Source organism: Micromonospora sp. NPDC004551, from assembly GCF_040609975.1.
In the GTDB taxonomy this organism is placed as follows: Bacteria; Actinomycetota; Actinomycetes; order Mycobacteriales; family Micromonosporaceae; genus Micromonospora.
Genome location: NZ_JBEXLM010000039.1, coordinates 1 through 14,028 on the forward strand (window position 1 = coordinate 1; position 14,028 = coordinate 14,028).

General features: G+C 74.0%; 10 protein-coding genes. 8 read left to right on the plus strand and 2 right to left on the minus strand.

The features are described from left to right. Positions 1-572 precede the first annotated feature (572 nt). Positions 573-2,348: a beta-N-acetylhexosaminidase gene (locus ABZW14_RS30470; RefSeq protein ID WP_355353469.1), complete on the minus strand. Its 1,776-nt coding sequence runs from the start codon at positions 2,346-2,348 to the stop codon at positions 573-575. A gap of 317 nt (positions 2,349-2,665) precedes the next feature. Here ABZW14_RS30470 and ppdK point away from each other — a divergent pair, with 317 nt between their 5' ends. From ppdK to ABZW14_RS30490, 4 genes are all read left to right on the plus strand, one after another. Then, entirely contained in the window at positions 2,666-5,374 is a 2,709-nt protein-coding gene (gene ppdK / locus ABZW14_RS30475; protein WP_355353345.1) for a pyruvate, phosphate dikinase, read from the plus strand. Between the two features lie 125 nt (positions 5,375-5,499). Continuing rightward, positions 5,500-5,853, plus strand: coding sequence for a VOC family protein (locus tag ABZW14_RS30480; RefSeq protein ID WP_355353348.1), 354 nt, complete (start codon positions 5,500-5,502; stop codon positions 5,851-5,853). Positions 5,854-5,908: 55 nt separating this feature from the next. Continuing rightward, the gene (locus ABZW14_RS30485; protein WP_355353351.1) at positions 5,909-7,144 is read left to right on the plus strand and encodes a deoxyguanosinetriphosphate triphosphohydrolase; all 1,236 of its coding nucleotides are present in this window, start codon (positions 5,909-5,911) and stop codon (positions 7,142-7,144) included. Positions 7,145-7,221: 77 nt separating this feature from the next. Further along, positions 7,222-8,061, plus strand: a complete 840-nt coding sequence (locus ABZW14_RS30490) for a siderophore-interacting protein (protein WP_355353354.1) — start codon at positions 7,222-7,224, stop codon at positions 8,059-8,061. 4 nt (positions 8,062-8,065) lie between these two features. Here ABZW14_RS30490 and ABZW14_RS30495 read toward each other — a convergent pair whose 3' ends face one another. Then, positions 8,066-10,033, minus strand: a complete 1,968-nt coding sequence (locus tag ABZW14_RS30495; protein ID WP_355353357.1) for an acyltransferase family protein — start codon at positions 10,031-10,033, stop codon at positions 8,066-8,068. 155 nt (positions 10,034-10,188) lie between these two features. On the opposite strand from ABZW14_RS30495, the gene ABZW14_RS30500 reads away from it, so the two are divergent. The 4 genes from ABZW14_RS30500 (at position 10,189) to ABZW14_RS30515 (ending at position 13,975) form a co-directional block, all read left to right on the plus strand. Beyond that, entirely contained in the window at positions 10,189-11,823 is a 1,635-nt protein-coding gene (locus ABZW14_RS30500) for a BCCT family transporter (protein ID WP_355353360.1), read from the plus strand. A 67-nt stretch (positions 11,824-11,890) separates the two neighbouring features. Next, positions 11,891-12,865, plus strand: coding sequence for an ABC transporter ATP-binding protein (locus ABZW14_RS30505; RefSeq protein WP_355353363.1), 975 nt, complete (start codon positions 11,891-11,893; stop codon positions 12,863-12,865). Further along, positions 12,862-13,713, plus strand: a complete 852-nt coding sequence (locus ABZW14_RS30510; RefSeq protein ID WP_355353366.1) for an ABC transporter permease — start codon at positions 12,862-12,864, stop codon at positions 13,711-13,713. Before ABZW14_RS30505 ends, ABZW14_RS30510 begins: the two co-directional genes overlap by 4 nt. Positions 13,714-13,723: 10 nt before the next feature. Continuing rightward, complete coding sequence (locus ABZW14_RS30515) at positions 13,724-13,975, plus strand: helix-turn-helix transcriptional regulator (RefSeq protein WP_355353369.1); 252 nt, start codon at positions 13,724-13,726, stop codon at positions 13,973-13,975. Positions 13,976-14,028: the final 53 nt, after the last annotated feature.

Genomic DNA, 14,028 nt, shown 5'->3' on the forward strand with positions numbered 1-14,028 from the left:
TACCTCGCCCGGGGGCGGGCTGCTGCGCCGGTCTGCCATGTACAACGACCCCGCCCCCGGCATGATTCCGCCGTGGCGGTGGCGCCGACCACCCGCCACCACGGGGCGAACCGGACCCCAGGCCCCCAAATGGCCGGCGCAAACCGGACAGGTGCCCCAGGCACGACAGCCGGCCCTGCGGATCTTGGACAGTCGCTGTTCGCAGCGAACGGCAACTGTCCAAGATCTCGAAGCCCGGGGGCAGGTGAATCCGACCGAGGCCGGGGACTTGACCGCCGACGCCCCGTCACGCGTCAGCCACTGTGCGAACGTCGGCCCGCCCGCGTTCATCTGCGCGAAGCCATCGGCGTCGCCCGGGTTGATCAAGAAGTTTGCGTCAGGATTCGGCTGGAAACGCGACGCAAACCTCTTGATCAACGCGGGGTCAGGGTCAACGCGCCGTCGGCGGGGCATACCGGGCGTTCCGCCGGACCCCGCTCGGGCAGGGCGGTGGGTGGCACGCCATGGGTGTCTCGGGACGGCTGAGACACCCATGGCGTCCCACCGAGCGCCGGGGTGCGGGGCGACGCCGCTCAGTGGGTGGGGGCGGTGGTGTCGCCGGTGGGTTGGGTGGGGATCGCCGTGGCCGGCGTGGGCCAGGGGACCTCGGGGGAGGGGTGGAAGGTGATGCCGGCGGCGGTCCAGCGCGGGCCGTGGGCGGCCAGCCGCCGGCGGAAACCGGCCCAGTCGTGCGTCGACCGGGGCGACCAGCCCAGTTCGGCCACGGCGGGCAGGCGCGGGAAGAGCATGAACTCCACCTCGGCGAGGGTCGTGACGGACTCGGTCCAGAGCGGCGCCTCCACGCCCAGCACCGCCTCAGCGGGCACGCCGGTGAGGTGCGTTCCCGGATCCCAGTCGTAGGCCCGCCGCACGTCGATGAGGCCCGCCCAGTCGTGCCCGATCGGGGTGTCGGCGGCGTACTTCATGTCCAGGTAGACCCGGTTGCCGGGGGAGAGGATGAGGCGGGCGCCGCGGCGTACCGCGTCGGCGGTCTCGGGGTCGTCGCCGTTGGTGCCCCACCACTGGAGGACCCGCCCGTCGACGTGCCCGGCCGGGGCGAGCTGGTGCCAGCCCACCACGGTCTTGCCGGTCGCCGCGACCAGCGCCTGAGCCCGCTCGACGAAGGCCCGGTAGGTGTCGGCCGGCACCTTGAACGCCTCGTCGCCGCCGAGGTGCAGCCACGGGCCGGGGGTCAGCGCGGCCACCTCGCCGACCACGTCGGCCACGAAGGCGTACGTCCGCTCGTCGGCGGGGTCGACGTAGCTGAAGCCGACCTCGGTGCCGGTGTACGGCGGCGGCGGGACCTTGCCGGGCGCCAGCTCCGGGTAGGCGACCAGGGCCGCGTTGGTGTGCCCGGGCAGGTCGATCTCCGGCACCACGGTGACGTGGCGGCGGGCCGCGTACGCGACGATGCGCCGATAGTCGGCCTGCGTGTAGAAGCCGCCGGGGCCGCCGCCCACCTCGGTGACCCCGCCCACCTCGGCGAGCCGGGGCCACGAGTCGACGGCGATCCGCCAGCCCTGGTCGTCGGTGAGGTGCAGGTGCAGGTGGTTGAGCTTGTAGCGGGCCAGGTGGTCGACCATCCGCAGCACGTCCTCGACGGGGAAAAAGTGGCGGGCCACGTCGAGCATGGCGCCCCGGTAGGGGAAGCGCGGCCGGTCGACCACAGTGCCGCCGGGCACCGCCCAGCGCTCGGCGGCCGGCACGGCGCCGTCGATGGCGGCGGGGAGGAGTTGCCGCAGCGTCTGCGCGCCGTGGAACAGCCCGGCCGGGGTGGCGGCCGTGACCCGCACCCCGGCCCCGGTGACGTCGAGCCGGTAACCCTCGTCACCCAGCCCGTCGGCCACATCCGCGACACCACCCGCCGCCGCGTCGACCGGCCCCGCCGCGTCGACCGGCCCCGCCGTGTCGACCGGACCGGTCGCCGTGTCGACCGGGCCGGTCGCGTCGGCGAGGGGCGCCGGCGACAGCGTCAGCACGAGCGGGCCGTCGGCCGGGAGCGGGCCGTCGGTGATCGGTAGCGGGAAGCCGGTGGCGGGGCGCAGCCACTCGGCGAGCTGCTCGGCGACGTCCCGGCCGGCCGGGACGACCCGGATCGCGGCGTCCGCGGTCAGCGTGAAGTCCGCCGCCGGGTCGGGGTGCACCCGCTCCGGGGCGGGCACCACGTCGTCCAGGCGGACCGGCGCGGGCGGGGCGAGCAGGTCGCCGGCGGTGCGGGCGGCGGTGCGGGCCAGCTCGGCGGCGGCCGGCTGCCGGCCGGGCAGGCGGTCGAGCGGCTCGGGGGCGCTCTCGGCGGGGGTGGTGGGGATGGTCGGCACGGCGACGGCTCCGGGGTGTATTTGCGCGGGATATGGCAAAGGTCAGGTTCAACAAAACCAGTGCCATCAAGGGTACGAGGGGAATCGGAATTGCGTGATCGTGCGCGTGGAAGCGTTCCCAAAAACCGGTACGGACGCGGATAGTGGTGACCGTTGTGCCGATTGTCACCGAACGGTCCCAGGCCACTCGAAGTTCGCTTAACCTTCGCCCACCGATCGCTGACGAGCCGGGATTACCGGCGGTCGCTCCCGGGGTATGTCCGAACTGAACCTTCGTTAAGTGTCAATGGCGCGCGTGGGAGGCTCTGGTGGCAGCGCAAGAGACGGTCGAGCACAAGTACGTATACGACTTCGCCGAGGGCAACAAGGACCTCAAGGACCTACTCGGCGGCAAGGGGGCCAACCTGGCCGAGATGACCAATCTCGGCCTGCCGGTCCCGCCCGGCTTCACCATCACCACCGAGGCCTGCAAGGCGTACCTGACGACCGGCCGGGAGCCGGACGGGCTGGCCGCCCAGATCGAGGCGCACCTGGAGTCCCTGGAACGGGAGATGGGCCGCAAGCTCGGCGACCCGCAGGACCCGCTGCTGGTCTCGGTCCGCTCGGGCGCCAAGTTCTCGATGCCGGGCATGATGGAGACCGTCCTCAACGTCGGCCTCAACGACCGCAGCGTGGTCGGGCTCAGCGCGCAGGCCGGCGGGAACGACCGCTTCGCCTGGGACTCCTACCGCCGCCTGATCCAGATGTTCGGCAAGACCGTCTGCGAGGTGCCGGGCGAGGAGTTCGAGCACGCGCTCGACGACGCCAAGCGCGCCAAGGGCACGCAGAACGACCTCGACCTGGACGCCGACGACCTGCGCGGGCTGGTCGACGCGTACAAGAAGATCTTCGCCAAGCACACCGGGCGGGAGTTCCCGCAGGAGCCGCGCGAGCAGCTCGACCTGGCCATCCGCGCGGTCTTCGAGTCGTGGAACGCCGAGCGCGCGGTGGTCTACCGCCGGCAGGAGCGGATCCCGGCCGACCTGGGCACCGCGGTCAACGTGGTGGCCATGGTGTTCGGCAACCTGGGCGCCGACTCCGGCACCGGCGTCGCGTTCACCCGGGACCCGGCCAGCGGGGCGCAGGGCATCTACGGCGACTACCTGGCCAACGCCCAGGGCGAGGACGTGGTGGCCGGCATCCGCAACACCGTGCCGTTGCAGGAGCTGGAGCGGATCGACAAGAAGTCCTACGGCGAGCTGCTCGACTACATGGCCCGGCTGGAGGAGCACTACAAGGACCTCTGCGACATCGAGTTCACCATCGAGCGCGGCAAGCTCTGGATGCTCCAGACGCGGGTCGGCAAGCGCACGGCGGCCGCCGCGTTCGTCATCGCCGGGCAGCTCGTCGACGAGGGCCTGATCGACCTGGACGAGGCGCTGCACCGGGTCAACGGCGCGCAGCTCGCCCAGCTCATGTTCCCGCGCTTCCAGCTCGACCACGAGTTCCAGCCGGTGGCCAAGGGCATCGGCGCCTCGCCCGGCGCCGCCTCCGGCAAGGTCGTCTTCACCTCGGCCCGCGCCGTCGAGCTGGCCGCCGAGGGCGAGTCGGTGATCCTGGTCCGCCGGGAGACCAACCCGGACGACCTGAACGGCATGATCGCCGCCAAGGGCATCCTCACCTCGCGCGGCGGCAAGACCAGCCACGCCGCGGTGGTCGCCCGGGGCATGGGCAAGACCTGCGTCTCCGGCGCCGACGAGCTGGATGTCAACGTGCCGGCGAAGAAGTTCACCGTCGCCGGGCAGACCGTCAACGAGGGCGACGTCGTCTCCATCGACGGCACCACCGGCAAGGTCTACCTCGGTGAGGTGCCGGTCATGCCGTCGGAGGTGGTGCAGTACTTCGAGGGCGAGCTGGACCCGGAGCAGACCGACGATCCGCTGGTCAAGGCCGTACACCGGATCATGACGCACGCCGACGCGACGCGGCGGCTGCTGGTCCGGACGAACGCCGACACGGGCGCCGACGCGGCCCGGGCGCGGCGGTTCGGGGCCGAGGGCATCGGCCTGTGCCGCACCGAGCACATGTTCCTCGGCGACCGCCGGGAGCTGGTCGAGCGGCTGATCCTGGCGGCCTCCGACGAGGAGCGGGAGAAGGCGCTCGGCGCCCTGCTGCCGCTCCAGCGGGAGGACTTCGTCGAGATCTTCCGCGAGATGGACGGCCTGCCGGTCACCGTGCGGCTCATCGACCCGCCGCTGCACGAGTTCCTGCCTCCGCTGGAGCAGCTCGCGGTCAACGTCGCGGTCGCCCAGGAGCGCGGCGAGGACGTGGCCAAGGAGGAGGCGCTGCTCGCCGCCGTCCGTCGGATGCACGAGGAGAACCCGATGCTGGGCCTGCGGGGCGTCCGGCTCGGCCTGGTCATCCCGGGCCTGTTCGCCATGCAGGTCCGCGCGATCGCCGAGGCCGCCGTCCAGGTCACCCGCGACGGCGGGTCGGCCTGCCCGGAGATCATGGTCCCGCTGGTCGGCGCGGTGCAGGAGCTGGAGACGGTACGCGCCGAGGCTGAGAAGATCATCGCCGAGGTGGTCGGGGACAGCGGCGTCGAGGTGCTGATCGGCACCATGATCGAGGTGCCCCGGGCGGCGCTGACCGCCGGGCAGATCGCCGAGGCGGCGCAGTTCTTCTCCTTCGGCACCAACGACCTCACCCAGATGGGCTGGGGCTTCTCCCGCGACGACGTCGAGGGCGCGTTCTTCTGGCGCTACCTGGAGCTGGGCATCTTCGGCATCTCCCCGTTCGAGTCGATCGACCGGGAGGGCGTCGGCCGGCTGGTCCGGATCGCCGCCGAGGAGGGCCGGGCGGCCCGGCCGGGGCTGAAGCTCGGCGTCTGCGGCGAGCACGGCGGCGACCCCGAGTCGGTGCACTTCTTCCACGAGGTCGGCCTCGACTACGTCTCCTGCTCGCCGTTCCGGGTGCCGGTGGCGCGGCTGGAAGCCGGCCGCGCGGCGATCACCACCACCGGTTCCGACTCCCGCTGACGGTGTGACGCATGCGGGGCCACCCACGCTCAGGTCGGTGGCCCCGGATGCGTCCAGGCGCGCCATTCCGGCCCGCCGGGCGTAACCTGGGCTCCCGCGTACGTGTGGATCAGGAAGGTGGCCGCATGACCAGCGTCTGGGAGAACCTGACGGTCGACGCCCAGGACCCGTCCCGGCTCGCCCACTGGTGGGCGGAGGCGCTCGGCTACCAGGTGATCAGCGACAAGCCGGACGAGGTGGAGATCCGCCGCACGCCCGACACGCTGCCCGGCATCGTCTTCGTCCCGGTCAGCGGCCCCAAGGAGGGCAAGAACCGGCTGCACATCGACCTGCGCCCGACCGACCTGGAGGCGGAGGTGGAGCGGCTCGTCGACATGGGCGCGCGGCACGTCGACATCGGCCAGGGTGAGGTGAACTGGACCGTCCTGTCCGACCCGGAGGGCAACGAGTTCTGCGTGCTTCGTGAGCGCGAGGAGTGAGCCGGGTTTGCGAGCACCGCAGTCGCGAACAACGGGGTAGGGCAGCGGGACGAGATTGACCGGGGCTGACGACGCGGCGCGCCTCGTCACCGAGGCGCCCAAGGACACCGGGTACGGGCGGTCGCCGTACGAGCGGGACCGGGCCCGGGTGCTGCACTCGGCGGCGTTCCGCCGGCTCGCCGCGAAGACCCAGGTGCACACCGCCGGCACCGACGACTTCCTGCGTACCCGGCTGACGCACTCGCTGGAGGTGGCGCAGATCGCCCGGGAGATGGGCGCCCGGCTCGGCTGCGACCCGGACGTGGTGGACACCGCCGGGCTGGCGCACGACCTCGGCCACCCGCCCTTCGGGCACAACGGCGAGGACGCCCTCGACGCGCTCGCCGCCGGCTGCGGGGGCTTCGAGGGCAACGCGCAGACGCTGCGGGTGCTGACCCGGCTGGAGGCCAAGGTGCTCGCCCCGGACGGCGGCTCCGCCGGGCTGAACCTGACCCGCGCCTCGCTCGACGCGGTCGGCAAGTACCCGTGGGAGCGGCGGCCCGGCCGGCGCAAGTTCGGGGTGTACGCCGACGACCGCCCGGTCTTCGCCTGGCTGCGCGAGGGCGCCCCGCCCGGCGACCGGCGCTGCCTGGAGGCGCAGGTGATGGACTGGGCCGACGACGTGGCGTACTCGGTGCACGACGTCGAGGACGGCATCCACGGGGGCTACGTCAGCCTGCGCCCGCTGCTGGAGGACGCCGACGAGCGGCGGGCGCTCTGCACCGACGTGGCGGCCGCGTACTCCGGGGAGGCTCCCGAGGACCTGGGCGAGGTGCTGGCCGAACTGCTCGCCGAGCCGGTGCTCGCCCCGCTCGCCGCGTACGACGGCAGCCACCGGGCCCTCGCCGCGCTGAAGACGACCACCAGCGTGCTCACCGGCCGCTTCGTGTCGACCGTGGTGGCCGCCACCCAGGAGCGCCACGGCCCCGGCCCGCACCGCCGCTACGCCGCCGACCTCGTGGTGCCGCGCCGCATCCGGGCCCAGTGCGCGCTGCTCAAGGGCATCGCCCTGCGCTACGTCATGCGCCGTCCCGGCGCCGGCCCCCGCTACGCGCAGCAGCAGGAGATCCTCGCCGACCTGGTCGCCGCCCTGCTCGACCGGGCCCCGGACGCGCTCGACCCGGTCTTCGCGCCGCTGTGGCGGGCCGCACCGGACGACGCCGCCCGGCTGCGCGTGGTGGTCGACCAGGTGGCCTCGCTCACCGACCCGGCCGCGCTGGCCTGGCACGGCCGCCTGGTGACCCTTCGCTGACCCACCCGCGGCCCGTCGGCGTCGGCAGCCGGACAGCGCGGTGGGGGCGCTCAGGAACTTAGGCTAGCCTAAGACGCATGACGGAGCAGCGCCCCAGGAACCTCACCGCCGCCACGGTCGTCCGGACCGAGCGGCCCACCCCGCACCTGATCCGCCTCGTGCTCGGCGGTGCGGAGCTGGCCGGCCTGCCGGTGGGCGCCTACACCGACCACTACGTGAAGTTCGTCTTCCCGCCCGCCGGGGTGCGCTACCCGCACCCGACCGACCTGGCCACCATCAAGCGGGAGTTCCCGGCCGAGCAGTGGCCGCGGCTGCGGGCGTACACGGTGCGGGCCTGGGACGCGGCGGCCGGCGAGCTGACCGTGGACGTGGTGCACCACGGTGACGAGGGGCTGGCCGGGCCGTGGGCGGCCGGGCTGCGCCCCGGCGACCGGGTGCTGTTCACCGGCCCCGGCGGCGCGTACGCGCCGGACCCGGCGGCCGACTGGCACCTGCTGGCCGGGGACGAGAGCGCGCTGCCGGCGATCGCCGCGGCGCTGGAGCGGCTGCCCGCCGGCGCGCCCGCGAAGGTGTACGTCGAGGTGAGCGGCCCGGCCGACGAACTGCCGCTGGCCAGCGCGGGCGCGGTCGAGCTGCGCTGGCTGCACCGCGCCGGCCGCCCGGTGGGGGAGCCGCTGGTCGAGGCGCTGCGCGCCCTGGACTTCCCGCCCGGCCGGGTGCACGCCTTCGTGCACGGCGAGGCCACCGCGGTCAAGGAGATGCGCCGGCTGCTGCGGGTCGAGCGCGGGGTGCCGCGGGGCGACCTGTCCATCTCCGCCTACTGGCGGCGCGGCATGGACGACGAGGGCTGGCGCTCCACCAAGGCGGCCTGGAACGCCCAGGTCGAGGCCGAGGAGTCGGCGGTCATCGCCGCCTGACCGGTCACGCCCCCCGCACGGCCACCCGGTAGAGCTGGGGGAGCAGCCACGGGGCGATCCACCGCTGCACGCCCTCGGGCGTGAAGTGCAGCCCGTCGCTGCGCACCCGCACACCGCCGGCCTCCCAGGTGAACCGGCCCTCGGGGCAGGCCCGCCGGTTGAGGTCGAGCACGGTGGCGTGGTGCCGATCCGCCGCCGCGCGCACCAGCCGGTTCCACGCGTCCACCCGGGCGGGGTCGTCCTCCGGCCAGAGGCCGCCGTCCGGCCGTTCCGCCCGCCGGGTGTACGGCGCGGTCAGCAGGATCACGTGCGCGCCCCGGCTGGACGCGATGCCGACCGCCCGGTCCAGCTCGCCGGCCAGGTACCTGTCGAAATCCGGCTGACCGACGTGCTGCCAGCGCCCGTCGAGCTTGCGGTCCATCAGCTCCCAGCGGTCGAGCAGGATGACCGCGACGTCGGGATCGTCGGCGCGTACGCCCCGCCGCCAGCGGTCGTCCCAGTGCTCGCAGCCGGGGTAGTTCGGGTGTGGGTCGCCGATGTAGCGCACCTCGGGGAGCCGCGCGATGCCGCAGCCCTGCACGGCCCGCACGCTGACCGTGAGCTTCTCCTGTTCCGGCAGGTAGGTGCCGAGCGACCAGGAGACGGAGTCGCCGAGGAAGGTGAGCCGGGGCGGGCCGGGCCGCCGCCCCGGGCGCTGTGCGGGTGGCACCGCGGTGGGGGAGCCGGTGCCGGCCGTCGGGGACGGCGCGTCGAGGGCGATCGCCGGGTTCGGCGGCGGGGCGGGTGGCACGGTGCCGAGCACCGCGACCGCGGCCACGCCGGCGACCGCCGTGCCGGCCAGCGCGGGCGCCGGCCGGGGCAGCCGCCGGGCCCGCCGGATCGGACGCTCCACCAGCAGGTACGACCCGGCGGCGACGGCCAGTGTCACCGCGCACCGGGCGGCCAGCAGGGCGATCCCGGTCAGCCCGGTCCGGCCGGCCGTGAGCCACTGGAACAGCGGCCAGTGCCAGAGGTAGACGCCGTAGGAGATCCGCCCGAGTCGGACGAGCGGCGCCAGGGCGAGCAGCCGTGCGGTCGGGGAGGCCGGGCTCACCACCGCGTGGGCGATGACCGCCGCCACCGCGAGGGCGGCCACGGTCAGCCCGCCCCGGTAGAGCCAGGCGTCGCCACCCTCGGCGGTGGCCCAGCACCAGCCGGTGACGGCGGCCCCGGCCACCGCCAGCGCCCCGAGGACGGGGTGGCGGCGGCCCGGTCGGGCCGCCGCCTCGTTCCGCCGGGCCAGCAGCACGGCGAGCGCGGCGCCGGCCAGCAGGGCGACCGCGCGGGTGTCGGTGCCGTAGTAGACGCGGTCCAGCGCGTCGGGGCTGAACAGGGCCGCCTCGGCGAGCGCCGAGCCGGCCGCGCCCAGCAGCACGACCGCGAGCGCGGCGCCGAGGCGGCGACCGGGCCGGGCCGGGCCCCGCCTGGCCGCCCAGCCCAGCAGCGCGATGAGCAGCAGTGGCCAGAGCAGGTAGAACTGCTCCTCGATGCCGAGCGACCAGGTGTGTTGCAGCGGAGACGGGCTGCCGGTGGCGGCGAAGTAGTCGCCGTCCCGGTTCGCCATCCGCCAGTTGGCGGCGTACCCGAGCGCGGCCAGCGCGTCCCAGCGCAGCGCGCCGAGTTCGGTGGCGGGCATCAGCTCGCGGGAGACGAGTAGCACCACGAGGAGCACCAGCAGCAGCGCGGGAAGCAGCCGGCGCACCCGCCGGCCCCAGAACGCGACCAGGTCGACGCGGCCCGTGTCGCGGTGCTCGGACAGCAGCAGCGACGTGATCAGGAACCCGGACAGCACGAAGAAGGCGTCTACCCCGAGGAAGCCACCCGGAAGCGCGGCGACCCCGCCGTGGAAGGCGAGGACGGCCGTGACCGCGAGCGCGCGGACCCCGTCCAGCGCCGGTTGGTACGCGATCCTCGCCCTGCTCGTGCCCGACACCGGCCGGTTGTCCCCGTTGACGGCCGCCTTACACGCGGGAGGCCGAGGCCGAGGAGTCGGCGGATCGCCGTCTGATGGCACCGCCGGCGCCCGGACCGCGGTGATCCTGCGCCGTTCGGCCTCGTCGGGGTGACCCGCCCGCTGAGGATGGGGCCATGGCGGAGCAGGTGCGGCAGGACCGGCCGGCGGAGCGGGCCGACCGCGTCGTGCTCGGTCTGGGCGTGGCCGGGGTGCTGGCGGTGGTGGCGTGGGGGGTCCTGGGCGGCGGGTCCCTGGCGGCGTTCGGCAAGTCCGGCCTCGCCTGGGCGATCGGCACCTTCGGCTGGTTCTTCGTGGTGGCCGCCGACGCCTTCCTGGTGCTGTCCGTGGTGCTCGCCGCGTCCCGGTTCGGCCGGATCCGGCTCGGTGCCGACGACGACGAGCCGGAGTTCAGCACGCTGGCCTGGGTGTCCATGATGTTCAGCACCGGCATGGGCATCGGGCTGGTCTTCTACGCCGTCGCCGAGCCGATCCAGCACTACGCCGCGCCGCCTCCCGCCGCCGGTGTCCAGCCGCAGACCGGGGCGGCCGCCGCGGCGGCCATGCAGTACACCCTGTTCCACTGGACCCTGCACCCGTGGGGCATCTACGCCGTCGCGGCGCTGGCGCTGGCGTACTCGACGTTCCGCAAGGGGCGCGGCAGCCGGATCTCGGCGGCGTTCGCACCGCTGCTCGGGGCCCGGGCGTACGGGCCGGCCGGGCAGGCGATCGACCTGCTGGCGGTCTTCGCCACCGTGTTCGGCTCGGCGACCAGCCTCGGGCTCGGCGCGCTCCAGGTCGCGGCGGGGCTGGACAGCGCCACCGGCGTGCCGGACAGCATCGGGGTCGAACTGGTGGTGATCGCCGCGCTCACCGCCGCGTTCGTGATCTCCGCGTTCACCGGGCTGCACAAGGGGATCAAGTGGCTGTCGACCAGCAACGTGGTGCTGGCGGTGGCGCTGATGGTCTTCGTCTTCGTGGCCGGCCCGACCATCTACACGCTGGAGGTGCTTCCCGCCTCGGTCGGCGACTACCTCAGCCACCTGGTGGTCATGTCCACCCGGACCGGGGCCTTCAGCGACCCGGCCTGGCTGGGCTCGTGGACCATCTTCTACTGGGCCTGGTGGATCTCCTGGGCGCCGTTCGTCGGTATCTTCATCGCCCGGATCTCCCGGGGGCGTACGGTCCGCGAGTTCGTCACCGGGGTGCTGCTGGTGCCCAGCGGGGCCAGCGTCGTCTGGTTCGCGATCATGGGCGGCACGGCGCTGCGGGTGCAGCGCACCGGCACCCGGGACCTGGTCGCCGACGTCGGGGCGAGCGCCGAGAACGCCCTCTTCGGGCTGCTGCACGCGCTGCCCCTGGCGACGGTCACCACGGCGCTGGCGGCCGTGCTGGTGGCGCTCTTCTTCGTCACCGGCGCCGACTCGGCGGCCCTGGTGCTCGGTTCGCTCAGCTCCCGGGGTGCGCTGCGCCCGCACCGGGGCGTGGTGGTGCTCTGGGGCGTCCTCATCGGGGCGGTCGCGGCGGCGCTGCTGCTCGCCGGCGGCCTGGCCGCGTTGCAGCAGGCCACCATCCTGGTGGCGTTGCCGTTCGTGGTGGTCATGCTGGGCCTGGCGGTCGCCCTGGTGCGGGAGATGGCCGACGATCCGGCGGTGCGGCCGCGGCCAGGCCCGCGCCGGTCGGGCCTGGCCGCCGCGGTGCGCGCCGCCAGGTCGTACGAGGAGGAGAACCCGCCGCCGGTGACCCGCTGGTTCCATCGACCCGGACGCTGACCCGGTCCGCTCCCCGACAGGGAGCGGGTATACCTCGGATTGTAGTAGAGGTGCTACATTTCGCGGTATGACTGCGGTCGAACTCCCGGAGACCGCCACGGCCCCCCACCCGCCCGACGAGGACCTGGTCCTCGACGTCCGCGACCTGCGCATGCGGTACGGCACCGTCGACGTGCTGCACGGGGTCGACCTCACCGCCCGGCGCGGCGAGGTGCTCGCCCTGCTCGGCCCCAACGGTGCCGGCAAGACCACCACCATCGAGATCCTGGAGGGCTTCCGGCTGCGCTCGGCCGGGTCGGTCCGGGTGCTCGGCGTCGACCCGGGCCGGGGCGACGAGCGCTGGCGCGCCCGGATCGGCGTGGTGCTCCAGTCCTGGCGTGACCACGGCAAGTGGCGGGTCAGGGACCTGCTGGCCCACCTCGGCGACTTCTACGCGCCGTACGCCACCGACCGGATTCCCCGGCCCTGGCCGACGGGCGACCTGCTGGAGACGGTGGGCCTCACCGCGCACGCCGGCAAGCGGGTGCACCAGCTCTCCGGCGGCCAGCGCCGCCGGCTCGACGTGGCCGTCGGCATCGTGGGCCGCCCGGAGCTGCTCTTCCTGGACGAGCCGACGGTCGGCTTCGACCCCGCCGCCCGGCGGGAGTTCCACGAGCTGGTGCACCGCCTGGCCGACCTGGACGAGACCACCATCCTGCTCACCACGCACGACCTGGACGAGGCGGAGAAGCTGGCCGACCGGATCCTCATCCTGGCCGGCGGCCGGATCATCGCCGACGGTTCGCCGGACGAGCTGTCCCGCCGGGTCGCGGGCGACGCGGAGATCCGCTGGACCCGGGACGGTGAGCGGTTCGTCCACGCCGCGGCCGACGCCACCGGCTTCCTGCGCGATCTGCTCCGCGAGCACGGCGACCGGGTGCAGGAGCTGGAGGTCCGCCGGGCCAGCCTGGAGGACGCCTACATCACGCTGGTCCACGAGGAGGAGTCCGGGCAGCGGGCCGGCCGGGCCGCCCGGGTCTGGCAGCAGGGGAGCGAACGATGAACCCGACCGTGACGGCCGTCCGGGCCGGTGTCCGGCGCGGCATGATCGAGCTGCGCAACACCTTCACCAACGCGCAGGACCTCTGGAACTACTTCTTCCCGACCGCGGTCCTGCTGGTCGCCATGTTCTTCATGCGCGGCTCCACGGTGCCCGGCACCGACTTCTCCCTCGGCGCCCGGGCACTGCCCAGCACGATCGGCATGGGCCTGATCTTCGGCGGGCTGCTCGGCCTGTCCCAGCAGCTCATCGTCGACCGGGAGGACGGCACCCTGCTGCGGGCCAAGGCGACGCCCAACGGGATGCTCGGCTACCTCATCGGCAAGATCGTGCTGATCTCGGCGGTGTCGCTGATCGGGGTGGTGCTCCAGCTCACGCCGGGGCTGTTCTTCCTCGACGGGATCCGGCTCGGCGACCCCGGCGCCTGGCTCACCCTGGCCTGGGTGGTGCCGCTCGGGCTGGTGGCGACGCTCCCGCTGGGCGCCGTCGTCGGCTCGCTGATCGAGAATCCCCGGAACATGGGCCTCGTGGTGCTGCCGATCTTCGGGCTCATCGCGCTCTCCGGCATCTTCTATCCGATCAACGGCCTGCCCGGCTGGCTCCAGGGCGTCGCCCAGGTCTTCCCGGTCTACTGGCTAGGGTTGGGCATGCGTTCGGCGCTGCTCCCCGCCGACCTGGCAACGGTCGAGCTGGGCGGCTCCTGGCGCCACCTGGAGACCTTCGGGGTGCTCGGGGCGTGGGCGGTGCTGGGGCTGGTGCTGGCCCCCGTGGTGCTGCGGCGGATGGCCCGGCGCGAGTCCGGCTCGCGGGTGGCGGCCCGCCGCGAGCGGGCCATGCAGCGGGTCGGATGAGAGGGCGCCGATGAGTGAGGTCGTGCACAACCGGATCGCCGTGCTGCGTGCCGAACGGGGGGTCTCCCGGCGGCAGCTCGCCGACGCGCTGGGCGTGCACTACCAGACGGTCGGTTACCTGGAGCGGGGCGAGTTCCGGCCCAGCCTGCACCTGGCGCTGCGGATCGCCGCCTACTTCGAGGTGCCCGTCGAGGTGGTCTTCTCCATCGAGCCGTTCCCGCGGATCGGCGACGCCGCCACCGGGGCGGGCCGCACGGCGTGACCGGGGGGCGGGCGGTGTCCGCCACACGCCCGTCCCCCCGACCGCCGGATCGT

Coding starts and splice junctions, on each gene's coding strand:
- ABZW14_RS30480 (WP_355353348.1), top strand. CDS start 5,500: ATGACCAGCGTCTGGGAGAACCTGACGGTCGACGCCCAGGACCCGTCC.
- ABZW14_RS30515 (WP_355353369.1), top strand. CDS start 13,724: ATGAGTGAGGTCGTGCACAACCGGATCGCCGTGCTGCGTGCCGAACGG.
- ABZW14_RS30510 (WP_355353366.1), top strand. CDS start 12,862: ATGAACCCGACCGTGACGGCCGTCCGGGCCGGTGTCCGGCGCGGCATG.
- ABZW14_RS30490 (WP_355353354.1), top strand. CDS start 7,222: ATGACGGAGCAGCGCCCCAGGAACCTCACCGCCGCCACGGTCGTCCGG.
- ABZW14_RS30505 (WP_355353363.1), top strand. CDS start 11,891: ATGACTGCGGTCGAACTCCCGGAGACCGCCACGGCCCCCCACCCGCCC.
- ABZW14_RS30500 (WP_355353360.1), top strand. CDS start 10,189: ATGGCGGAGCAGGTGCGGCAGGACCGGCCGGCGGAGCGGGCCGACCGC.